This window comes from Mesorhizobium sp. 113-1-2, assembly GCF_016756475.1.
In the GTDB taxonomy this organism is placed as follows: Bacteria; Pseudomonadota; Alphaproteobacteria; order Rhizobiales; family Rhizobiaceae; genus Mesorhizobium; species Mesorhizobium loti_C.
This window is the reverse complement of record NZ_AP023242.1, coordinates 5,772,882-5,794,324: the sequence shown is the minus strand read 5'-3', so window position 1 is coordinate 5,794,324 and position 21,443 is coordinate 5,772,882. Positions and strand designations below refer to the sequence as shown.

Sequence of the window (21,443 nt, the reverse complement as noted above, 5' to 3'; positions counted from 1 at the left end):
ATAGCCTAGTTGGCCGCCAGCAGCCGATCCATCAGCCGGTCCGCCGCCTCCGGAATAACAGTCCCTGGCGGAAAAATTTCCGCCGCGCCGGCTTGCAGCACCGCGTCGTAGTCCTGCGGTGGGATAACACCGCCGGCGACGATCAGCATGTCGCCTCGGCCGAGCTTTTTCAGCGCGTCGCGCAATTCGGGGATCAGCGTCAGGTGTCCTGCCGCCAGCGATGAGGCGCCGATGATATGGACGTCATGCTGGACCGCCAGTTTCGCGATCTCTTCCGGTGTCTGGAACATCGCGCCGACAGTGACGTCGAAGCCGAGATCGGCGAAGGCCGTGGCGATCACCTTCTGGCCGCGGTCGTGGCCATCCTGTCCCATCTTGGCAACGAGGATGCGCGGTTTGCTGCCGTTCTTCTTCTCGAAAGCTGCGAGCTTGTCCTGCAGCCCGTCGACCAAGGGACTGTCGCCAAGCGCCTTGCGATAGACGCCGGAAATGGTCTGCACCGTCGCGACGTGGCGGCCAAAGGCTCTTTCGAGCGCAAACGAGATCTCGCCGACCGTGGCTTTGGCGCGCGCGGCGCGTATGGCGAATTCCAGCAGGTTCTCATTGCCCTGTGCGGCGCGGGTCAGCGCATCGAGCGCGCTTTCCACGGCAGCGACATCGCGCGTGCCCTTCAGCCGCTGCAGCTTCGACAATTGCCGGGCCCTGACCTCGGCATTGTCGATCTTCAGCACGTCGACCTCGATGTCGTTCTCGGGGCGATGCGCATTGACGCCGACCAGCATCTGCTCGCCGGAATCGATGCGCGCCTGCGTGCGCGCCGCCGCTTCCTCGATGCGCAGCTTCGGAATGCCTTGTTCGGTCGCGGCGGCCATGCCACCGAGAGCCTCGACTTCCTCGATATGGCTCAGCGCGCGCGCCGCCAGGTCGTGCGTCAGCCGTTCGAGATAGGCCGAGCCGCCCCACGGGTCGATGATGCGTGTGGTGCCGGATTCCTTTTGCAGGATGAGCTGCGTGTTGCGGGCGATGCGCGCCGAATGGTCGGTTGGCAGCGCCATCGCCTCGTCGAAGGAGTTGGTGTGCAGCGACTGGGTATGCCCCTGCGTCGCGGCCATCGCCTCGATCATGGTGCGGATAATGTTGTTGTACGGGTCCTGCGCCGTCAGCGACCAGCCGGACGTCTGGCAATGGGTGCGCAGCGACAGCGAGCGCTCGTCCTTCGGCGCAAAATTCTTCTTCATCAGCGTCGCCCACAGCAGGCGCGCCGCCCTGAGCTTGGCCACTTCCATGAAGAAGTTCATGCCGATCGCCCAGAAGAACGACAGGCGTGGCGCGAAACGGTCGATATCGAGCCCCGCCGCGACACCGGCGCGGGCATATTCGACGCCGTCGGCGATCGTATAGGCGAGTTCCAGATCGGCCGTCGCACCGGCTTCCTGCATGTGGTAGCCGGAGATCGAGATCGAATTGAATTTCGGCATGTTCTTCGACGTGTAAGAGAAGATGTCCGAAACGATCCGCATCGAGGGCTTTGGTGGATAGATGTAGGTGTTGCGGACCATGAACTCCTTCAGAATGTCGTTCTGAATGGTCCCGGCCAGATCCTTCTGCGCCACGCCCTGTTCTTCCGCCGCGACGATATAGAGCGCCATGATCGGCAGCACCGCGCCGTTCATCGTCATCGACACCGTCATGTCACCGAGCGGAATGCCGTCGAACAACTGCCGCATGTCGAGGATCGAATCGATGGCGACGCCCGCCATGCCGACATCGCCGGCAACGCGCGGATGGTCGCTGTCATAGCCGCGATGCGTGGCGAGATCGAAGGCGACCGACAGGCCTTTCTGGCCGGCGGTAAGATTGCGCCGGTAAAACGCGTTGGACTCCTCGGCCGTCGAGAAACCGGCATATTGCCGGATCGTCCAGAGCTGCTGGACATACATGGTCGGGTAGGGGCCACGCACGAAAGGTGGCAGGCCCGGATAGGTGTCGAGATGCGGCAGACCCTTGAGATCGCCCTGATTGTAGAGATGCTTGACGACAAGGCCTTCTGGCGTCACCCGCTGGCCCTTGACCTCGACCGGCGCGCGGCGCGGCGGCGCCCAACCGACCTGACTGAAATCCGGAATCAAGAGGCGGCCCCGATGGATTGGTCGATGCGAACAGGAGGGAGAGGTTCGCACAGCACGACGCCTTCGGTGAAGGCAGGCCGCTGCTGTGCGTCCAGCGTCTCGACCGGACGCTCGGTCTTCTGCGGATAGAGCGTTGTGCCGATGATCGCTCGCTCACCGGACTTGAAGGCGGCGTCGCGACGAGCGGCGGCCGCGCGAACGCGCTTTTGGATATGCCCGTCCCGAAGGCTGGACAATACGCCTCCTTCGGCCTCGATCGTCTGCAGTTCCGCCCAGGCGGCTTCGCAAAGGTCCGCTGTAAGCGCTTCGACCGCACCGGACCCATAGGCGGGATCGGCGACATGATCGACATGGCTTTCATTGGCGATGATCAGCTGCGCGTTGCGTGCGACGCGGCGGGCAAAAGGCGCTGGCAGGCCGTGCGCGATCGTGTGCGGCAGGATGGAGATCGAATCGGCTCCCCCCGCCGCCGCGGCGAAACAGCCGATCGTCGTGCGCAGGATGTTGGTCTCCGGGTCGAGTGCCGTCATCATGCGAAAGGAAGTCTCGGCATGGATGTTGGCCGTGGAATTGGGGATAGAGCAGGCCTCCTGCACCCGTGCCCACAGCCTGCGCAACGCCCGGACCTTGGCCATGGAGAGGAACTGGTCCTGGTCGACGCTGAGCGCGAAGCCGATATGGGGCGCGGCATAGACGAGTGGCTGCCGCGCCTTCTCGAACATTCTGAGATAGGAGACCGCCGAAGCCAGCATGATGCCGAGTTCCTGCGCCTCCGTGGCGCCGGCATTGTGGAAGACGCGACCGTCCGCCTCCAGAAGCACGCCGGGAACGCCCATCGAGAAGAAATGCGCCAGCGATTGCGGCATCGATTCCTGCAGCGCCTCGATGGACATGCGCAGCCGGCCGGTGCCGGCAAGGATCGCCGCCGGGTCGATGCCGAAGGACAGGTTGAGTTTTGCCGGATCGGAGCGGCGCTTGCTCAGGAACGCCACCAGCCAGTCGGCCATGGGGCGGCTCCACGGATGGGTGTCGATGCGGATCTGGACCCGGTTGAGGGGCACGCCCTCCAGCACCGTCTCCAGCGCCTGCGCGGTTCTCGGCAGGCCGTAGCCGAATGCGTTCGGGGCGCCTTCGAAGACGAGCGACAGTCCCGTCGCGCCCTGTGCGATATCATCCAGGACCTGCGCCTTGGCGCGATCGACATCGGGATCGTCGACGCGCTGGCTGACGATCCAGGGCGATCGGGGATTCGCGCGCACGATCGGCTCGGCCCCGGTAGAACGGTCGTAGAGCGGCTCGATGCGGATGGCGTCGTCGGTGTGCGAAACCAGCTTTTCCTCAAAGGATGCGCCGGCCAGCGCCTTTTCCGCCAGGGCCAGCCATCGCTGGCGCTCCGCGTTCACAGGTTCAGCATCCCTAGTCAAGGCTCCGGCGCCCATCCATCTTCCTCATTCATGTGGCCGCACCAGCCGGGCGGTTCAGTCTACGGTCCCCGGTCGGTTATCGCAATGCACGTCCGGGGTCCGAATGCGATCCATTGGATATAGGTCGGCTTGCGTGGACGAACCATGAACGATTGCCAAACACCAGCGAAATCCGCAAGTTCCAAAATCCGATTTGAGCGATTGGCCCGCTTTGGACGATAGGCCCCAGTTTGGACAATTGTCATTGTCGCTGTGCGACAGCCTCACTATACCTTCGGGCAAAGGCTGGCTTTTGACACATCAATTTGCGGAGACCCTGGATATGGCTGACGACACCAGTATTTTCATCGGCGCCAGCCGCAAGCCCGACGACAGCTATCAGCGCCCCGAGGAATTGCTGCTGCAGTACGGGAATCGGCATGGTCTGGTGACCGGAGCCACCGGCACCGGGAAGACCGTCTCCTTGCAGATTCTGGCCGAAGGGTTTTCAAATGCCGGCGTGCCGGTGTTCTGCGCCGATATCAAGGGCGATCTGTCGGGCATCGCGATGATGGGCACGGCGCAGGATTTCCTGGTCAAGCGGGCCGCGCAGGTCAAGCTCGACCCCTACGACTTCCAGGAATTCCCGGTCATCTTCTGGGACCTGTTCGGCGAGCAGGGCCACCCGATCCGCGCGACCATTTCGGAAATGGGGCCGCTGCTCCTGTCGCGGCTGATGAACCTGACCGACGCGCAGGAAGGCATCATGAACATTGCCTTCCGCATTGCCGATGAAGAGGGCCTGCTGCTTCTCGATCTCAAGGACCTGCAGGCGCTGCTGGCCAACATCGCCGAGCGCGCCGAAGAGATCAGCGCCCGCTACGGCAATGTCACCAAGCCATCGGTGGGTGCCATTCAGCGCACGCTGCTGGTGCTGGAGCAGCAGGGCGCGGCCAACTTCTTCGGCGAGCCGGCCCTGCGCATCTCCGACATCATGCGCACCACGCGTGACGGCCGGGGCGCCGTCAGCGTGCTGGCCGCCGACAAGCTGATGATGAACCCGCGGCTCTACGCGACCTTCCTGCTCTGGCTGATGTCGGAGCTGTTCGAGGAACTGCCCGAGGTCGGCGATCCCGACCAGCCGAAGCTGGTGTTCTTCTTCGACGAGGCGCATCTGCTTTTTGACGAGGCGCCGAAAGTGCTGATCGACCGTGTCGAACAGGTGGTCCGCCTGATCCGCTCGAAGGGCGTCGGCGTCTATTTCGTCACGCAGAACCCGCTGGATATCCCGGAAAAGGTGCTGGCCCAGCTCGGCAACCGTGTTCAGCACGCGCTGCGCGCCTATACACCGCGCGAGCAGCAGGCGGTTAGGACGGCGGCCGACACGTTCCGGCCGAATCCCGATTTCGACTGCGCCACCACCATCACCCAGCTCGCCACCGGAGAGGCACTGGTCTCGACACTAGAGGACAAGGGCATTCCGTCCATGGTTCAACGCACCTTGATCCGTCCGCCGTCGTCGCGGCTCGGGCCGATAACCCCCGCCGAGCGGCAAAAACTGATCGCGGAGAGCCCGGTCGCCGGCCAGTACGATCAGGTCATCGACCGTGAATCGGCCTTCGAGATCCTGCAGAAGAAGGCCAAGGAGGCACAGGACGCCGAAGCGCAGGCGCAGCAGGCCGGCACTGGCGGTTCGCGCTGGACGATTCCGGGCTTCGGCAATGATGATCCCGCGCCGCAGTCCGGCGGCCGGCGCGCGCCGGCGCCACGCCCGTCCAATCGCCAGACGGTGGCCGAAGCCGCGATCAAGTCGGTGGTGCGCTCGGTCGGCTCGTCGGTCGGACGCGCCATCGTGCGCGGGATTTTAGGAAGCCTGTCGCGGGGGCGTTGAGCCCCAGGCCGACAGCGTGTCGGGCGCTGCCCCCTAGATGTTTTCGCGGGTGTAGATCTCGAAGGGCAGGATGTTTGTAAAACTCCCGCCTTCGTTCGGCGCTGAGACAGCGCGAATCATGCCAGCCAAGGTCTCTTGCGCGATGCGGGCGAGGGGGTGTGAGATGATGAAGGTCAGCGTGCCGTCGAGCAGCGCCGGGCGGGTCGACTCCATCAGTTCATAGCCGACAACGACGAGGCTTCCGGCCCTGCCGGTGGAGCGCAGGGCGGCAATAGCGCCGGTGATGCCGCCGCCGGCGACATAAAGCCCGGACAGATCGGGATTTTCGTTCAGAAGCTTTTCGGTCATTTCCTGCGCGATGGCGCTCGATTCGAAGGTCAGCAGCGGCTCGAGCAGGGTGAAGCCAGGGGCGTGCTCGCGAAAATAGGAGCGAAAGCCACTCTCGTTCATCTCCTGGCAGCGGTAGCGGTGGTTGCCGACAAGGATGCCGAGCTTGCCGGGCGCCTTGCAGACATGCTCGAACACCCAGGCCGCCGTGCGCCCGACCTTCCAATTGTCCAGTCCGATGTAGCGCACATGTCCGGTCGCCGAAATCTGCGAGATCAGCGCAAACACCGGCACGTTGCGGGCATGCAATGTGTCCACCGCCTGGGTGACGAGAGGATGCACCGCTGCAACGACGCCGACGGCATCGCATTCGGCGCCGAGCGCCAGCATGCGCGAGGCGACGTTCTGCGGTGACAGATCGTCCAGAAACTCCGTGCGCAGCTCTATCTCGCAATCGGGTATCGTTTCGGTTGCCAGGCGCAGCGCCTCGGCCATGTTGCGGTAGAAGGCGCGGCCAGGCTGGTGCAGCAGGAAACCGAACCGGTAGCGCTGCCGGGCGGCCGCCACGCGGCTGCGCAGCGCGCCCATGCCGTAGAAGCCGATTTGCTCCGCCGCCAGCCGGACGCGCTCGCGCATGCCCTGGCGGACGGCGCCCGAGCCGCTTAGCACGCGGTTGACGGTGGCCACCGAAACATTCGCCTCGGCAGCTACATCCTTGATCGTTGGCCGCTTGTTCTGATCCATTTCGTTTCATCCGCTTGGTGCAATTGATACTAAAATATCATTTATCGTGCCAGATTGATATAAATGACACAATCCAATTGGAACAAACATTCTATTCTTGCTTCATTTTGGATCAAGATGTTTATCTCGTCAAAAGCGAGCAAGGCGGACGCACCGCCAGCCCAAGGATAGCAGCAGCGCAGACGGTTTTTCGCCCACCGCTCACAGGCGGTGTGAGGCAGCGTGCGCGTGTGGCCCATCCCAAGGCGTTGCGGGTGCGGCATTGCGGGTGGAGGAATTGCATGGACGATCTCAAATATGGCGTGCGCGACAAGCGCGGCGACTGGAAGCCGAACGGACGCGTCGAGGGGGCGCCCTTATGGAACTGGCCGCCCAAACTGCCGAAGATACTGGCGTGGCTGCCCGGCTATATCTGGCCGTGGAATGCCTTCCACATGGCCACCGCTCTGCTCTACTGGTTCTATGTCGTCCCGAGCGTCGAGACGATGAAGGCCATCGGCTGGGGTTGGGCGCTATGGCTCTATGCCGTCAACGCCGCGGCGATCCTCGTCTTCTACGGCATCTTCGAGCTGCGCTACTACATCAAGCGCGCCCAGGCGACGCGGTTCAAATACAACCACAAATTCCCCGCCGATGCGCCCTCCGACGTGTTCTGGTTCCAGAGCCAGAACCTCGACAATTTCCTGCGCTCGTTCTTCATCACCATCCCGTTGTGGACGCTGGTCGAAGTCGTCTTCCTCTGGTGCTTTGCCAATGGCTACGTGCCGTGGGTCGGTTGGACGGATCATCCGGTCTACCTCGCGGCACTGGTGCTGGTCGCGCCGGCCATCCACGAGGTGCATTTCTTCTTCATCCACCGGCTGATCCACTGGGGTCCGCTCTATCGCTGGATCCATTCGGTCCATCACAATTCGATCAACCCGTCGCCCTGGTCGTCGCTGTCGATGCATCCGGTGGAGGGGTTCCTCTACCACGCGGTCGCCTTCTGGCACCTCGTCATCCCGTCCAATCCGATCGTCGCGCTGTTCCAGCTGCATGTCGCCGGCTTCGGCGCCGTCAATGGCCATCTCGGCTTCGACAAGCTCGAGGTGACCGAGGACATGGCCGTCAACAGCCACGCCTACACGCATTACCTGCACCACAAATATTTCGAGGTGAACTATGGCGGCGACGGGCTGATCCCGCTCGATCGATGGTTCGGCACCTGGCACGACGGCACCCGGGAGGGCGAAGCCATGATGGACGCCCGCTTCCAGAAAAAGAAGGAACGCATGAACGCCAGGGCGTGAGCAACGCCGCATTCGCAACGCGCGCAATCGGGAGAGAGGCGCGATGGAGCGAGCCACTGTTTTTCTAACCCGTCTGACGACGGCAACCGGGAGGAATGAAATGAAAACGATCACGAAACTGCTGACGGCGATCATGCTTGCGGGCGTGGCGGCGACATCGGCCACGTCGGCAATGGCTGACGGGGCGAAAATCTTCGTCATCGGCGGCAAGGCGGACGATCCGTTCTGGTCGAAGGTCAAGAAGGGCGCCGACGATGCCGGCAAGGTTGCAGAGTTGACCGGCGGCTCGGTGACCTGGCTCGGTCCGCAGAACTACGACAATCTCGGTCCGGATGCGGCCAAGCTGATCCGCACAGCGCTCAGCCAGAAGCCGAGCGCCATTGTCGGCCCCGACTGGGTGCCGGAGGCCATGGACGAGGCCTTCAAGGAAGTCGTTGCGGCCGGCGTGCCGCTCATCATCTACAATTCCGGGGGGATGGACGCGGCCAAGCGCCTTGGTGCCATGAACTATGTCGGCAACGAAGAATACGCCGCCGGCCTCGGTGGCGGCAGCTATTACGGCAGCCACGGCGCCAAGAACGTTCTGTGCGTCAACACTTTGCCGGGCGCCACCAACACAGAAGACCGCTGCAAGGGCATTGCCGATGCCATCGCCAAGAGCGGTGGCAAATCCAGCCAGTTGCCGCTGCCCTCATCCAGCTTCGGCAACCCGACCGCGGTCGCCGAGGCGATCAAGGCCGCCGTGCTGAAGGACAACAGCATCGACGGTGTCATCACCATCAGCGCCGGCGACGCCAACAGCGCCGCCAACGCCATCAGCCAGGCCAATGCCGGCGACAAGGTCAAGCTCGCTTCCTTCGACATGGACGAGACCGGCCTGCAGCGCATCAAGGCCGGCACGCAGATGTTCGCTGTCGACCAGCAGCCCTATCTGCAGGGCTATCTCGCGGTGTCGCTGCTGAATGGCTTTGTCAATTACGGGCTCGACCTGCCGACCAGACCAGTGCTGACCGGACCGGGGATCGTCGACGCCGCCAATGTCGACGCGACAATGGCCGGTGCGACTGCCGGCGCCCGCTAGCGCTGAGCCTCCCCTTCTCCCCTTGTGGGAGAAGGTGGATTGGCGCGCAGCGCCGAGACGGTTGAGGGGTGCGTGACGGAGCGCCGTCATTGCCAAGCTGGAACACCCCTCATCCGTCGCCTGTGGCGACACCTTCGCCCACAAGGGGAGAAGGGGGAGCCTTATCTCAAGCCACAATGCCAGGGACATTTCGATGACATCCCAAGCCCATCACCAACCCGCCATGGCTGCCACCGCGCCGCCCTCCCAGCGCTCTTCGATGCCCTCGATCGGCAGCCTCGTACGCCGGCCCGAGGTCGGCTCGCTGATCGGCATGATCGTCGTTCTGGTCTTCTTCTCGATCTTCGGCGGCGCCAATTTCATGTCGGCCGGGGGTGCCGCGAGCTGGCTCAACGTTGCTTCGGAACTCGGTATCATCGCGCTTCCCATCGGGCTGCTGATGATCGCCGGGCATCTCGATCTCTCCGTCGGCTCGATGGTTCCCGCCAGCTCGATGACCATTGCCATCCTGTCGGGCCATTACGGCCTGCCGATCATCGTCGGCATCCTTGCAGCACTTGGCCTGGGGCTCGGCGTCGGCTTCATCAACGGCGTGCTGGTGATCCGCACCAAGGTGCCGTCCTTCGTCGTTACGCTGGCCACGCTGTTCGCACTGGCCGGACTGACGCTCGGCCTCTCGGTCATCCTGTCCGGCAGCACCAGCGTCGCGCTGAAGAGCGGCCCCACCGCCAAGCTCCTGTTCGGCGACTATCTCGGCGGCAAGTTCGAGGTGACACTGTTCTGGTGGATCGCAGCCATCCTGATCGTCGGCTTCATCCTGAACTTCTCGCGTTTCGGCAACTGGATCCTGGCCATGGGCGGTGACGCCGTCAGTGCCCGCAACGCCGGCATCCCGACCGACCGGGTGACCATAGCGCTGTTCATGAGCAGCGGCCTTTGCGCCTCCTTCGTCGGCATGTCGCAGGCGATCCTCTACAACAGCGCCCAGGTGGCCGCCGGGCAGTCCTTCATCTTCAACTCGATCATCGCGGTGGTCATCGGCGGCGTGCTGCTTACCGGCGGCTATGGTTCGGTGGTCGGCATCGTCTTGGGCACGCTGACTTTCGCCATCGTCAACCAGGGCATTTTCTACACCGGCTTCGACGCCAACTGGGCGAGCCTGATCATCGGCGTCCTGCTGCTCGCCGCCGTGCTGATGAACAACACCTTCCGCACCGTGGCGCTGACCTACGCACCACGTGCCAAACCGAGGGCACGCTGATGACCACGCCCCTGCTCAAACTAACCGCAATCAACAAGTCGTTCGGCCCGATCGACGTGCTCCACGACATCTCGCTCGAGGTCAACCGAGGCGAGGTGCTGTGCCTGCTCGGCGACAATGGCGCCGGCAAGTCGACGCTGATCAAGATCCTCTCCGGCGTCCACAGGCCGACATCGGGCACGATGGAAATGGACGGTAAATCGGTCGCCTTCGACAGCCCCCGTGATGCCAGCGACCATGGCATCGCGACCGTTCACCAGTTCGGCGGCACGTTCCCGCTGATGAGCATAGGCCGCTCCTTCTTCGTCGGCGCCGAGCCGACGCGGCGCTGGGGGCCGCTCATCATCTACGACCGCAAGCGGGCCAATGAGATCGCCGTCACCGAGATGCGCCAGCTCGGCATCACCCGCATCGACGACGGCGATCGCCTCGTCGGCGGACTGTCGGGTGGCGAACGCCAGGCGCTGGCGATCGCACGCGCCGTGCATTTCGGCGCCAGCGTGCTAATCCTCGACGAGCCGACGGCGGCGCTTGGCGTCAAGGAGGCGGCGCATGTGCTGCGCATTGTGCTCCAGGCGCGCCGCAAGGGCATCGCGGTGATCTTCATCACCCACAATGTCGTCCATGCGCTGACCGTCGGCGACCATTTTGCCGTGCTCATCAGAGGCGCCAAGGCCGCCGATTTCCGCAAGGGCGAGAAAAGCCGCGAGGCGATCACCGACCTGATGGCCGGCGGCGAGCAGATGGCCGAGCTCGAAGCCGAGATCGAGAGCTTCTCCGCCACCGATGACGGGCATGCACCGCAGGGCGCGAGCCATGCATGACCAGCGAAGACGCCCATCTCTCCTCCTCCCGGGCATCTTCCTGTGCGGTCGGCGGAAATCCCGCCGGCCGCCCTTTTTCAACCAACCAAAGAACAGACGGCAGAGTGACAATGGCAAAGTGGATTGATGCGTGCGCGACCGATGACATCGACGAAGAGGACGTCATCCGCTTCGATCACGAGGGCCGGACATTCGCCATCTACCGCAGTCCCGACGACGCGTTCTTCTGCACCGACGGGCTGTGCACGCATGAGAAGGTGCATCTGAGCGAAGGGCTGGTTATGGAACACAGGATCGAATGCCCGAAACACAGCGGTGTGTTCGATTACCGGACTGGCGAGGCGCTGCGCGCACCGGTCTGCGTGAACCTGAAAACCTACACCACCAAGGTCGAGGACGGCCGCGTGTACATCGAGGTCTGACATGTCCGATACTTTCACCCTTGCGGCTTGCGTCGAAATGCTCTGGCGCGACCGGCCGATGGAATGGCGCGTCAAGCGCCTCACCGAAATGGGTTTCCAGGTCGGCCTCTGGAACTGGCCCGAGCACGATCTCGCAATGCTGGAGAAATCCGGCGCGACCTTCTCGATCATGAACGGTTATTTGCGTGGCCGGCTGGCCGATGACGAGGGTGCCACCGAACTTTTGAAGACGGCGAAGGAGACGGCGGCGGTCGGCAAGCGCCTCGGCGTCGCCCGGCTCAATCTGCACGGCACCGGGCTTGGCGATGGCGGCCTGCCTGTCACGCCCTGCGAGACCGTCACCGGCGCCATGTGGCTCAAGGCGCGCGACACGCTGAACCGCATCGCCGACCTCGCCGAGGCGGAAGGCGTGACCTTTACGCTGGAGAATCTGAACCTGCCGGTCGACCATCCCGGCGTACCATTCGGGCGCGCGCAGGATACGCTGGCGCTGGTCTCTGATGTCGACCGGCCTGGCCTGCGCCTCAATCTCGATCTCTACCATGCGCAGATCGGCGAAGGGAATCTGATCGAGCTGTGCCGCGCCTGCCTGCCATGGATCGGCGAGGTTCAGGTGGCCGACGTGCCCGGACGCATGGAGCCCGGCACCGGCGAGATCAATTACCGGGGCATTGCCCATGCGCTGAAGGACATGGGCTATCGCGGGCCGGTGGGCATGGAGGCATTCGCCTCCGGTGACCCCGAAGCGGCCCTGCAGGCCTTTCGCGAAGCTTTCACTGTCTGAGGGAAAAAGAATGGTCACCAAGAACAGCCGGCCCACCGTTGCCGACATCCGCGCCATGAAGGGCCGCGGCCAGAAGATTTCCATGCTGTACGTCACCTCGCTCGAAGAGGCTGCGGCAGCCGACGCCGCCGGCATCGACATGCTTTCGATCGAGGGCCGCTTCTTCTCGCCCGAGATGCGTGAGGCGGCCGGCCGCTGCTTCGTGCAGGTCGGGCTTCCCTACGGTCCCGCGGGCAATCTGGTCACGGCGGAGGACTATCTGAAAACCGCCTACCACTTCATGCGCATCGGCGGCGACTGCTTCTACTGTGCCGCCTCGCTCGACATCCAGAAGACGCTCTGTGACAACGCCGTGCCGGTCGTCGCCCATGTCGGCCTGATCCCCTCGCAATGCACCTGGACCGGCGGCTTCAAGGCCGTCGGCAGGACGGCCGAGAGCGCGCGTGCTGTGTGGGACCACGTCAAGCGTCTCGAAACCATCGGCTGCTTCGGCGCCGAGCTGGAAGTGGTGCCGGACCGGATTGCCGAACTGATCACCCGGAGCACGCCGATGATCATGCTTGGCATGGGCGCCGGACCGCATGCCGACGCGCAGTACCTGTTCAGCGAGGATGTGCTCGGCCACACCGCAGGCCACAGACCGCGCCACGCCAAGACCTATCGCAACTTCGCCGCCGAATATGAGCGGCTGCAGCGCGAGCGCATCGCCGCCTATCGCGAGTTCATCTCCGACGTGAAGACCGGCGCCTATCCCGAGCCGCAGCACCTCGTCTCGATCGCCGACGAAGAACTCGCGGCTTTCAAGGCTCCGCTTGGCCTCTGACTGAAATCGTTTTGGGCGCCGACAGGCGTGGCAGGAGCGACGGCTGTCCGCCGCTCCTTCAATCGGATCAGAAGATCGCGTTCGTGACCGCTTTGACCGGCCCGAGCAGCACCGATCCGTCGGGCACGCCGGCGTCGATCGGGATGGCCTTGTGGTTCGCCGTCGCTGCCGCCACCTGCGGTTGGCTGGCATCGCTGGTCACGATGACAGGAGTCTTCGACGGCACGCGGTCGTAGAGATCGATGATGTCCTGGTTCATCAGGCGCACGCAGCCGGATGAGACCGACTTGCCGATCGACTTCCATTCCGGCGAGCCGTGCAGGCGGTAAAGCGTGTCCACATTGCCCTGGAAGAGGTAGAGCGCTCGGGCGCCGAGCGGGTTTTTCAGCCCGCCGGGCATGCCGCCATTGTCGGCGCTGTACTGCTTCAATTCCGGCTGCCGGGCGACCATTTCATCCGGCGGCGTCCATTTCGGCCATTTCTGCTTCCACTGGACGACAGCGTCGCCCGACCATTCGAAGCCGGCGCGGCCGAGGCCGACGCCATAGCGGATCGCCTGACCGCCTGGACGAACCAGATAGAGGAAATGGCCTGTCGTATCGACGACAATGGTTCCCGGCTTCTGCCCGGTCGGGTCGGGAACGATCTGGCGCAGGAACTGCGGATCGATCCTGTCGACGGGGATGGCCGGCAGGTCGAAGCCGCCATCGCTGACGGCCGCGTACATCGACGCATAATCGGCAAGCGGCGGCTCGACATAGGTTGGCGGCGGTGGCTCTACCGGGCCCGGCCCGGTGGTGGCGCATGCGGAAACCGCGATCGAGGCGGCGCCCAATGCTGCGGCGTTGAGGAAGCCGCGACGGCTCAGGCGATAGGATTCGATTTCGGTTATGGACATGACTGCCTTCTTTAAGACTCAAATCGCAACAAAGCGTCAATACGCCGATCGCCGTTGCAGGTGCCTGACAACACCTGGGGCGATAGGCGGTTCCGATTCTGGCCCGAACGTGGACAAACAAAGGCGAAGCTGTGACTGCGCCGCCACTGTGGCGCCAGGGCCACAGGCCTAGCTGCCGGACACCAATGCTTCGAGGGTCGGCAGGATCAGGGCCGGTGGGAAGTCCCGATATTCCTCGGGCTGGTTGGAGCGGTTGATCCACACCGTGCGAAAGCCGAATTTGGTGGCGCCCGCAATGTCCCAGCGATTGGAGGACTGGAAGGACACCGCACCGGGATAGAGCCGCCAGCCGGTGGCGACCATGTCGTAGACCGCTGGATCGGTCTTGAAGCGGCGTACCGCATCGACGGAATAGATGTCGTCCAGAACCTGGTCGAGCGCGGCCGATTTGACCGCCGCTTCCAGCATTTCGGGAGAACCGTTGGAAAGGATCGCCAGCCTGGCTCCCGAAGCCTTGAGCGCCTTCAACACGGCCGGCACTTCCGGGTAGCAATCCAGTCGCCAATAGGCTTCCAGCAATTTTGATCTGAGACCGGGATCTGCCGAAGGGACCTTGCGCAAGGCGAAGTCGAGCGCCTGTTCTGTCAGTTGCCAGAAGTCGGCATAGGCGCCCATCAGTGTGCGCACCCAGGAATATTCGAGCTGCTTGGCACGCCAGATTTCGGACAGCAACTGGCCGTCGGGTCCGATCTGGTCGGCATGGCGGCGCACGGCGGCATGCACGTCGAACAGCGTGCCGTAGGCGTCGAAAACATAGGCGGCGTATTGCATGGCAACAGTTTTGAGGCGAGGCGGGCCAAGGTGCAAGCCTTGATTGCATCGCGCCCGCCGCTGGCCTCAACAAAACTCCCCTATGCCCGTTGACGGCAGCCGCCAAAGCGTCATCCAATGTTGTCACACAAGATTGATCGGAACGGGATAACGCAATGACACTGGCGGCAGCGGCGCAATCCGCGACATGGACCTTCGTCGATGGTGACTGGTACGAGGGCAACGTCGCCATTCTGGGGCCGCGCAGCCACGCCATGTGGCTCGGCACCAGCGTGTTCGACGGCGCGCGCTGGTTCGAGGGCGTGGCGCCCGACCTCGACCTTCATGCCAGGCGGGTGAACGCCTCGGCGATCGCGCTTGGCCTCAAGCCGAACATGTCGCCCGAACAGATCGTCGGGCTGACCTGGGATGGATTGAAGAAATTCGACGGCAAGACGGCGGTCTATATCAGGCCGATGTACTGGGCCGAGCATGGCGGCTATATGGGCGTGCCGGCCGATCCCGCCTCGACGCGTTTCTGCCTCTGCCTCTATGAATCGCCGATGATCTCGCCGACCGGGTTTTCGGTGACGGTGTCGCCGTTCCGGCGCCCGACAATCGAAACCATGCCGACCAACGCCAAGGCCGGATGCCTTTATCCCAACAACGGCCGCGCGATTCTCGAAGCCAAGATGCGCGGCTTTGACAATGCGCTGGTGCTGGACATGCTCGGCAACGTCGCCGAGACCGGAAGCTCCAACATCTTCCTGGTCAAGGACGGCCACGTGCTGACGCCGGCGCCGAACGGCACCTTCCTGTCCGGCATCACCCGCTCGCGCACGATGACGCTGCTCGGGGAGTACGGCTTCAAGACGACGGAAAAGACGCTGTCCGTTCGCGATTTCCTCGAGGCGGACGAAATCTTTTCGACCGGCAACCATTCCAAGGTGGTGCCGATCACGCGCATCGAGGATCGCAATTTGCAACCCGGGCCGGTGGCCAAGAAGGCGCGCGAGCTCTATTGGGACTGGGCGCATTCGACGTCGGCTGGCTGACGCGCCGGCCCGGCCTTTTTGTCGCTGCGCGGTTCGCGCGGGAAAACCGTGTGACAGTTTTCTGGAACCCGCTTAGAAAGGGTACCGGCGCTTCACTTCCGGAGTTGCCCCAGCTCAATCCAGACCTATCTTAATCCGGTATCCACACCGGATTTTTCCACGAGGGAGTACTACCCATGGCTTTTGAATTGCCCGCTCTGCCCTACGACTATGAGGCCTTGCAGCCTTACATGTCGAAAGAGACGCTGGAGTATCACCACGACAAGCACCACAAGGCGTATGTCGACAACGGCAACAAGTTGGCCGCCGAGGCGGGGCTTGGCGACCTGTCGGTCGAAGAGGTGGTCAAGCAGTCGTTCGGCAAGAATGCCGGCCTCTTCAACAATGCCGCGCAGCACTACAACCACATCCATTTCTGGAAGTGGATGAAGAAGGGCGGCGGCGGCAACAAGCTGCCAGGCGCGCTGCAGAAGGCAGTCGACAGCGATCTCGGCGGCTACGACAAGTTCAAGGCTGATTTCATCGCCGCGGGCACCACGCAGTTCGGTTCGGGCTGGGCCTGGGTTTCCGTCAAGGACGGCAAGCTGGCGATTTCGAAGACCCCGAACGGTGAAAATCCGCTCGTTCATGGCGCTTCGCCGATCCTCGGCGTCGACGTCTGGGAGCACTCCTATTACATCGATTACCGCAACGCCCGCCCGAAATATCTCGAGGCCTTCGTCGACAGCCTGATCAACTGGGATCATGTGCTGGAACTCTACGAAAAGGCGAAGTGATCGATCGTCAGAAAGGCCCCGGCAATCCCGGGGCTTTTCTTTTTCTGTAGCGATGTCGGTGGCTGCGAAGGCACGGCAAAAATCGCCCGGGGGAAGGGAATATTTAGCCCGCTGCTTCCGTTAACGCCCTGTCCCCAAATACCTTCATCATGGAGCCAAATGAATGAGAAAGCTTGTCATCGCCATCTCTATGCTCACCTTCGCCGGTTCGGCGGCCTTCGCCGACCCGATCCTCGACCGGCAGGCTCTGATGAAGGAGCGCGGAAAGATCGTCGGCGGCTTGGCGAAAGTGGCCAAGGGCGAGGATCCCTTTGATGCTGCAGCCGTGCTTACACAACTCCAGGCGTTGCAGGCGAATGCTGAGAAGCTCGACGTGGACGCGTTGTTCCCTGCAGGCAGCGATGCCGGCGACACCACGGCGGGTCCGAAGATCTGGGAAGATATGGCAGGCTTCAAGGCTACCGAGGACAAATATCTCGCCGACGTCAAGGCCGCGACCGCTGCTGCTCCTGCCGACGTTGATGCGCTGAAGGGGCAGATCAACACCCTCGGTGGCGATTGCGGCACCTGTCACCAGACCTACCGGGTCAAAAAGGGCTGATTGCCTGACATGGCATGGCTGAAGAAGCTCGTCGGCGCGGCCGTCGTCCTGGGCGGCGTCGGCGCGGCCGGTGGTTGGCTGCTGTCGGCGCCGGTCAAGCTGGATGCCGCGGCCCTGGGGCAACTCGGGCCGGGCGACGCGACCAAGGGCAAGCGCATTTTCTATGCCGGTGGCTGCACTTCCTGCCACGCGAAGCCGGGTTCGCAGGGCGATGCCCGGCTTCAACTGGTCGGTGGCCTCCAACTCAAGACCCCGTTCGGCACCTTTGTTCCGCCCAACATTTCGCAAGACCCCAAGGACGGCATCGGTGCGTGGTCGGTCGGGGACCTCGCCAACGCCATGCTCAAGGGCGTTTCACCGTCCGGCGAGCATTTCTATCCGGCCTTTCCCTACGCGTCCTACGCCCGCATGAAGCCATCGGACATTGCCGATCTCTACGCCTTCCTGAAGACGCTGCCGGCGGTCGCCGGCAAGGCGCCGGCCAATTCGCTCGGTTTTCCCTTCAACATCCGTCGCGGCATCGGCCTGTGGAAACGGCTCTATCTCAGCGACCAGCCTGTTGTTGCCTTGGCCGCTGGCACGCCTGAGCCCGTGATGGCCGGCCGCTACCTGGTCGAAGGGCCGGGCCATTGCGGCGAATGCCACACATCGCGCGACTTCGCCGGCGGCATCAAGAAAAGCGAATGGCTTGCCGGTGCCGTGGCCGCCGAAGGTTCGGGCATTGTGCCGAACATCACATCGGGCGCCGGCGCCGTCGCCAAATGGTCGGAAGCCGATATCGCCAACTACCTCGAAACCGGCTTCACGCCCGATTTCGATTCCGTTGGCGGCGCGATGGTCGACGTGCAGCGGAATATGGCTGAGTTGGCACCGGAGGACCGGGCCGCGATCGCCGCCTATCTCAAGTCAGTACCGCCGCACCCGAACGGTTATCCCGCACGCAAGCCGGCGAGCTGATTATCGACTAGAGGTGCCGGTCGCCGAGGAAATCGAAGCCCGTCTCGAAGAAATGATTGTAGTTGCACGTCAGTTCCTCGCCGGGCGCGATATCGCGCAGCGCAAAGGTTTCCTCGGGTGAGGAGACGTCGCAATTCGGCTCGTCGTCATGGTTCATGTAGCGGGCGTCGTCGGCTTCGAAGACGATGTAGGACGGATCGCGCCGGTCTGGGTAGGAATAGCGGTCGAGGTAGTTTTTCACCGGCCCGGTCTCGCCCTCATAGGTCTCGACGTCGATGATCCGGTCGAAGCGGGGGTCGAGCTTCCAGATCAGCGTGCCCCTGGGGATGTGGTGCTTGGCAAAGACACCGATGCCTTGAATGGGCGATTTGTCGAGATAGACGTCGACGAGCAGCATGATGGACCCTTGTGCGCGTGCGGGCTTCATCGCCCGAGAAAGTCGTGCATTGGGTAACGCGCGACCATCGCAATTGCGAGTGGAAATGAGCGAGCTGAATTCAAAAAGTCATGATCGCCAAATCCAAAAGTGAACGTGCTGTCCGGAGCCCTCAGCGTTGCTGCAGCGCCAGACGCACACCCAAGGCACAGTAGATGCCGCCGACCACCTTGCCCTGCCATTTCAGCACGGTCGGATTTCGGCGCAGGAAAGCGCCGAGGCGGCCGGCGCTCACGGCAAAGACGACCGTGCTGAAAAGACCGAACACCACGAAGACAATTCCCAATACGGCCAATTGAAGCATCACCGTTCCGTTTTCGGGCCGCACGAACTGAGGCAGGAAGGCGAGGAAGAAAAGCGCGGTCTTGGGATTGAGCACCTCGGTAAGGACAGCCTGTCGAAACGCCTTGCCGGCAGAAATCGCAAGCGCACCGGCAGTTGGATCGGCCGGCGCCCTCTCGATGATCGCGCGGATGCCGAGGTAAACGAGATAGGCCGCGCCGATGTATTTTACGATGCTGAACAATGTCGCCGACGTGGCGATGATCGCCGAGATGCCGACCATCGCCATGATCGTGTGAAATATGTCGCCGGCCGCGATCCCGGCACCGGTCGCGATCCCGACCTTCGTCCCCGAACTCGTTGCCCGGGCGATCGTCAACAGTGTGGCCGGACCCGGGATAAAGACAAAGCCGAGCACGACGGCGACATAGGCAATCAACGTGGACAGATCGATCATTTGAGCGTCTCCTCGGCAAGCTGCGCCTTGCCCGTCACCTTCAGCGCGAAGGAATAGGTATAAGCGATTTCCTCAAGCCTTGAGAACCGGCCGGACGCACCGGCATGGCCGGAGTCCATGTTGATCTTGAACAGCACTGGATTGTCGCCGCTCTTGCGGTCGCGCAGCCGCGCCACCCATTTGGCCGGTTCCCAATAGGTGACGCGTGGATCGGTGAGGCCGGCAAGCGCCAGGATCGGCGGATAGTCGAGGGCCGCGACATTGTCGTAGGGCGAGTAGGCGGCGATGGTGCGGTAATCGTCGGCCGACGCGATCGGATTGCCCCATTCCGGCCATTCCGGCGGCGTCAGCGGCAAGGTCGCGTCGAGCATGGTGGTGAGAACGTCGACGAACGGAACCTCGGCGACGATGCCGCCAAAGCACTCCGGCGCCATGTTGGCGATGGCGCCCATCAGCATGCCGCCGGCCGAGCCGCCTTGTGCGACCATGCGGTCATGCGCGGTATAGCGCTCGGCAACGAGGTGGCGCGCACAGGCGATGAAATCCGTAAACGTGTTCATCTTGTGCGCCCGCTTGCCGTCATCGTACCAGCCGTAACCCTTGTCCTTGCCGCCACGGACATGGGCGATGGCGTAGATGAAGCCGCGGTCGACCAGCGACAGGCAGTTGGTGTTGAAGGCCGCCGGCACGGTGATGCCGTAGGAGCCGTAGCCGTAGAGCAGGCAAGGTGCCGATCCATCGAGTGGCGTGTCGCGATGGTGCAGAAGCGAGATCGGCACCAGCTCGCCATCGGAGGCGGGCGCCATCAGCCGCCTTGTGACGTAATGGTCCGCATCATGGCCGGATGGCACTTCCTGGGTCTTGAGCAAGACCCGTTCGCGGGTGCGCATATTGTAGTCGAACACTTGCGCCGGCGTCGTCATCGACGAATAGGAAAAGCGCATGATCTCGGTGTCGTATTCATAGGAACCCGACAGGCCGAGCGAGAAAGCCTCCTCATCGAGCGACAGTAGATGCTCTTCGCCATTGGCGCGATCGCGCACGACGATGCGCGGCAGACCCTCCTTGCGCTCGAGCCGGACCATATGGTCCTTGAAGCCGATCACCGACAGGATCAGCCGGCCCGGCTCATGCGCCACCAGTTCCTGCCAGTTGGCGCGGACCGGATCGCTTGCCGGCGCCGTCATGATCTTGAAGTCCTTCGCCCCGTCCGCATTGGTCAGGATGAAGAAGATGTCGCCGCCTTCCTCCAGCTCATATTGCAGGCCGATCTCGCGCGGCGAAACCAGTCTGGGTTCGGCAAACGGATCGCTGGCGCTCAGCAGGCGATATTCCGAGGTCTCGTGATCGTTGATGCCGATCATGATCCATTGGTTGTTGCGGGTGCCATCGACATTCATGAAGAAGCCGGGATCGGTTTCCTCATAGATCAGGCGGTCGTTTTCAGGGTCTTGTCCGAGCGCGTGGAACAGCACCTTCGACGGCCGGTGGTTGGGGTCGAGACGCGTATAGAAGAACCCGTCATTGCCCGCGTCCCACACGCCCGAACCGCCGGTGGCGGGAATCTGGTCCGCCAGTTCCTTGCCGTTGGCAAGGTCGCGCACGCGCAGCGTATAGAATTCCGAACCCTTGTCGTCGAAGGCCCACATCAGCTTGCGATGATCGGCCGAATGATCGACGCCGCCGAGCCGGAAATAGGCTTTGCCTTCCGCCTCGAGGTCGCCATCGAGCAGGATCTGCTCGGCCCCGCCATCGCGCGGCAGACGGAAATAGCGCGGCTGCTCGCCGCCGAGCTTGAAGGAAGACCCATAGGCATACGGCCCGTCCTTCATCGGAACCGAAGAATCGTCTTCCTTGATGCGGCCTTTCATCTCCTTGAAAAGCTGCTTCTGGAGCTCGACCGTGTCGGCCATCAGCTTCGACTGGTAGGCATTTTCGGCTTCGAGTTCGGCGCGGATGCCCGCATCGAGCAGGGACGGATCCCTGAACATCTCCTGCCAGTTGTCGGCCCGCAGCCAGGCATATTCGTCGGTTCGCGTGATGCCGTGATGCGTGTCGAAGACCGGCCGCTTCTGCGGTGTTGGCGGGCTGACGATCGGAAATCGGGAAGTCTTGGTCATTGCGTCTCGCTTGGGAAATATCTTGAATGGTGAATGAACACGCCGATCAGGGTGGGTTCAAGGACCGCGGCCT

General features: G+C 63.1%; 20 protein-coding genes. 12 read left to right on the top strand and 8 right to left on the bottom strand.

Annotated features, from left to right (window positions below; genetic code table 11):
* Positions 1 to 5: 5 nt before the first annotated feature.
* Positions 6 to 2,129, bottom strand: coding sequence for a methylmalonyl-CoA mutase (scpA, locus tag JN279_RS28355; protein WP_202350810.1), 2,124 nt, complete (start codon positions 2,127 to 2,129; stop codon positions 6 to 8).
* Positions 2,126 to 3,568 (bottom strand): methylmalonyl-CoA mutase subunit beta, encoded by a 1,443-nt coding sequence (locus JN279_RS28350; protein WP_202350809.1) that lies wholly within the window; start codon positions 3,566 to 3,568, stop codon positions 2,126 to 2,128. Before JN279_RS28350 ends, scpA begins: the two co-directional genes overlap by 4 nt.
* A 307-nt stretch (positions 3,569 to 3,875) precedes the next feature.
* Here JN279_RS28350 and JN279_RS28345 point away from each other — a divergent pair, with 307 nt between their 5' ends.
* Complete coding sequence (locus tag JN279_RS28345; protein WP_202350808.1) at positions 3,876 to 5,423, top strand: helicase HerA-like C-terminal domain-containing protein; 1,548 nt, start codon at positions 3,876 to 3,878, stop codon at positions 5,421 to 5,423.
* 33 nt (positions 5,424 to 5,456) lie between these two features.
* Here JN279_RS28345 and JN279_RS28340 read toward each other — a convergent pair whose 3' ends face one another.
* The gene (locus tag JN279_RS28340) at positions 5,457 to 6,494 is read right to left on the bottom strand and encodes a LacI family DNA-binding transcriptional regulator (protein ID WP_096456179.1); all 1,038 of its coding nucleotides are present in this window, start codon (positions 6,492 to 6,494) and stop codon (positions 5,457 to 5,459) included.
* A gap of 281 nt (positions 6,495 to 6,775) precedes the next feature.
* Here JN279_RS28340 and JN279_RS28335 point away from each other — a divergent pair, with 281 nt between their 5' ends.
* The 7 genes from JN279_RS28335 (at position 6,776) to JN279_RS28305 (ending at position 12,978) form a co-directional block, all read left to right on the top strand.
* On the top strand, positions 6,776 to 7,783 hold the full coding sequence (locus tag JN279_RS28335; RefSeq protein WP_096456181.1) for a sterol desaturase family protein: 1,008 nt from the start codon (positions 6,776 to 6,778) through the stop codon (positions 7,781 to 7,783).
* A 100-nt stretch (positions 7,784 to 7,883) separates the two neighbouring features.
* Complete coding sequence (locus JN279_RS28330; RefSeq protein ID WP_096456183.1) at positions 7,884 to 8,864, top strand: sugar ABC transporter substrate-binding protein; 981 nt, start codon at positions 7,884 to 7,886, stop codon at positions 8,862 to 8,864.
* A gap of 259 nt (positions 8,865 to 9,123) precedes the next feature.
* A complete protein-coding gene (locus JN279_RS28325; protein WP_096459019.1) occupies positions 9,124 to 10,125 on the top strand; it encodes an ABC transporter permease in 1,002 nt (333 codons plus the stop codon).
* Positions 10,125 to 10,949, top strand: coding sequence for an ATP-binding cassette domain-containing protein (locus JN279_RS28320; RefSeq protein ID WP_096456185.1), 825 nt, complete (start codon positions 10,125 to 10,127; stop codon positions 10,947 to 10,949). Before JN279_RS28325 ends, JN279_RS28320 begins: the two co-directional genes overlap by 1 nt.
* Before the next feature lie 110 nt (positions 10,950 to 11,059).
* Positions 11,060 to 11,371 (top strand): MocE family 2Fe-2S type ferredoxin, encoded by a 312-nt coding sequence (locus JN279_RS28315; RefSeq protein WP_096456187.1) that lies wholly within the window; start codon positions 11,060 to 11,062, stop codon positions 11,369 to 11,371.
* 1 nt (position 11,372) lies between these two features.
* A complete protein-coding gene (locus tag JN279_RS28310) occupies positions 11,373 to 12,155 on the top strand; it encodes a hydroxypyruvate isomerase family protein (RefSeq protein WP_202350807.1) in 783 nt (260 codons plus the stop codon).
* Between the two features lie 10 nt (positions 12,156 to 12,165).
* Positions 12,166 to 12,978: a 3-methyl-2-oxobutanoate hydroxymethyltransferase gene (locus JN279_RS28305; protein WP_096456191.1), complete on the top strand. Its 813-nt coding sequence runs from the start codon at positions 12,166 to 12,168 to the stop codon at positions 12,976 to 12,978.
* Positions 12,979 to 13,045: 67 nt separating this feature from the next.
* Here JN279_RS28305 and JN279_RS28300 read toward each other — a convergent pair whose 3' ends face one another.
* Positions 13,046 to 13,876, bottom strand: coding sequence for a L,D-transpeptidase (locus JN279_RS28300; protein ID WP_096456193.1), 831 nt, complete (start codon positions 13,874 to 13,876; stop codon positions 13,046 to 13,048).
* Between the two features lie 168 nt (positions 13,877 to 14,044).
* On the bottom strand, positions 14,045 to 14,707 hold the full coding sequence (locus tag JN279_RS28295; RefSeq protein ID WP_096456195.1) for a haloacid dehalogenase type II: 663 nt from the start codon (positions 14,705 to 14,707) through the stop codon (positions 14,045 to 14,047).
* A gap of 155 nt (positions 14,708 to 14,862) precedes the next feature.
* On the opposite strand from JN279_RS28295, the gene JN279_RS28290 reads away from it, so the two are divergent.
* The 4 genes from JN279_RS28290 to JN279_RS28275 all read left to right on the top strand — a co-directional run bounded on the left by JN279_RS28290 (position 14,863) and on the right by JN279_RS28275 (position 18,075).
* Entirely contained in the window at positions 14,863 to 15,741 is an 879-nt protein-coding gene (locus JN279_RS28290) for a branched-chain amino acid aminotransferase (protein ID WP_096456197.1), read from the top strand.
* Between the two features lie 176 nt (positions 15,742 to 15,917).
* A complete protein-coding gene (locus JN279_RS28285; RefSeq protein ID WP_013532667.1) occupies positions 15,918 to 16,517 on the top strand; it encodes a superoxide dismutase in 600 nt (199 codons plus the stop codon).
* A gap of 163 nt (positions 16,518 to 16,680) precedes the next feature.
* Positions 16,681 to 17,118 (top strand): c-type cytochrome, encoded by a 438-nt coding sequence (locus JN279_RS28280; RefSeq protein WP_096456199.1) that lies wholly within the window; start codon positions 16,681 to 16,683, stop codon positions 17,116 to 17,118.
* 9 nt (positions 17,119 to 17,127) lie between these two features.
* On the top strand, positions 17,128 to 18,075 hold the full coding sequence (locus JN279_RS28275) for a cytochrome c (RefSeq protein WP_096456200.1): 948 nt from the start codon (positions 17,128 to 17,130) through the stop codon (positions 18,073 to 18,075).
* Between the two features lie 7 nt (positions 18,076 to 18,082).
* Here the strand turns inward: JN279_RS28275 and JN279_RS28270 are convergent, their stop codons facing one another.
* From JN279_RS28270 to JN279_RS28260, 3 genes are all read right to left on the bottom strand, one after another.
* The gene (locus JN279_RS28270) at positions 18,083 to 18,472 is read right to left on the bottom strand and encodes an SET domain-containing protein (RefSeq protein ID WP_096456202.1); all 390 of its coding nucleotides are present in this window, start codon (positions 18,470 to 18,472) and stop codon (positions 18,083 to 18,085) included.
* Between the two features lie 151 nt (positions 18,473 to 18,623).
* Positions 18,624 to 19,250, bottom strand: coding sequence for a LysE family translocator (locus tag JN279_RS28265; protein ID WP_202350806.1), 627 nt, complete (start codon positions 19,248 to 19,250; stop codon positions 18,624 to 18,626).
* Positions 19,247 to 21,370, bottom strand: coding sequence for a S9 family peptidase (locus tag JN279_RS28260; protein ID WP_202350805.1), 2,124 nt, complete (start codon positions 21,368 to 21,370; stop codon positions 19,247 to 19,249). The genes JN279_RS28265 and JN279_RS28260 overlap by 4 nt, the downstream gene beginning before the upstream one ends.
* Between the last annotated feature and the right edge of the window lie 73 nt (positions 21,371 to 21,443).

What these genes read in the sequence shown, in the direction of transcription:
- JN279_RS28290 (WP_096456197.1), top strand. Translation starts at nt 14,863, where the DNA reads ATGACACTGGCGGCAGCGGCGCAATCCGCGACATGGACCTTCGTCGAT.
- JN279_RS28305 (WP_096456191.1), top strand. Translation starts at nt 12,166, where the DNA reads ATGGTCACCAAGAACAGCCGGCCCACCGTTGCCGACATCCGCGCCATG.
- JN279_RS28330 (WP_096456183.1), top strand. Translation starts at nt 7,884, where the DNA reads ATGAAAACGATCACGAAACTGCTGACGGCGATCATGCTTGCGGGCGTG.
- JN279_RS28285 (WP_013532667.1), top strand. Translation starts at nt 15,918, where the DNA reads ATGGCTTTTGAATTGCCCGCTCTGCCCTACGACTATGAGGCCTTGCAG.
- JN279_RS28280 (WP_096456199.1), top strand. Translation starts at nt 16,681, where the DNA reads ATGAGAAAGCTTGTCATCGCCATCTCTATGCTCACCTTCGCCGGTTCG.
- JN279_RS28275 (WP_096456200.1), top strand. Translation starts at nt 17,128, where the DNA reads ATGGCATGGCTGAAGAAGCTCGTCGGCGCGGCCGTCGTCCTGGGCGGC.
- JN279_RS28340 (WP_096456179.1), bottom strand. Translation starts at nt 6,494, where the DNA reads ATGGATCAGAACAAGCGGCCAACGATCAAGGATGTAGCTGCCGAGGCG.
- JN279_RS28320 (WP_096456185.1), top strand. Translation starts at nt 10,125, where the DNA reads ATGACCACGCCCCTGCTCAAACTAACCGCAATCAACAAGTCGTTCGGC.
- JN279_RS28295 (WP_096456195.1), bottom strand. Translation starts at nt 14,707, where the DNA reads ATGCAATACGCCGCCTATGTTTTCGACGCCTACGGCACGCTGTTCGAC.
- JN279_RS28260 (WP_202350805.1), bottom strand. Translation starts at nt 21,370, where the DNA reads ATGACCAAGACTTCCCGATTTCCGATCGTCAGCCCGCCAACACCGCAG.
- JN279_RS28325 (WP_096459019.1), top strand. Translation starts at nt 9,124, where the DNA reads ATGCCCTCGATCGGCAGCCTCGTACGCCGGCCCGAGGTCGGCTCGCTG.
- JN279_RS28335 (WP_096456181.1), top strand. Translation starts at nt 6,776, where the DNA reads ATGGACGATCTCAAATATGGCGTGCGCGACAAGCGCGGCGACTGGAAG.
- JN279_RS28270 (WP_096456202.1), bottom strand. Translation starts at nt 18,472, where the DNA reads ATGCTGCTCGTCGACGTCTATCTCGACAAATCGCCCATTCAAGGCATC.
- JN279_RS28350 (WP_202350809.1), bottom strand. Translation starts at nt 3,568, where the DNA reads ATGGGCGCCGGAGCCTTGACTAGGGATGCTGAACCTGTGAACGCGGAG.
- JN279_RS28265 (WP_202350806.1), bottom strand. Translation starts at nt 19,250, where the DNA reads ATGATCGATCTGTCCACGTTGATTGCCTATGTCGCCGTCGTGCTCGGC.
- JN279_RS28300 (WP_096456193.1), bottom strand. Translation starts at nt 13,876, where the DNA reads ATGTCCATAACCGAAATCGAATCCTATCGCCTGAGCCGTCGCGGCTTC.
- JN279_RS28310 (WP_202350807.1), top strand. Translation starts at nt 11,373, where the DNA reads ATGTCCGATACTTTCACCCTTGCGGCTTGCGTCGAAATGCTCTGGCGC.
- JN279_RS28315 (WP_096456187.1), top strand. Translation starts at nt 11,060, where the DNA reads ATGGCAAAGTGGATTGATGCGTGCGCGACCGATGACATCGACGAAGAG.
- JN279_RS28345 (WP_202350808.1), top strand. Translation starts at nt 3,876, where the DNA reads ATGGCTGACGACACCAGTATTTTCATCGGCGCCAGCCGCAAGCCCGAC.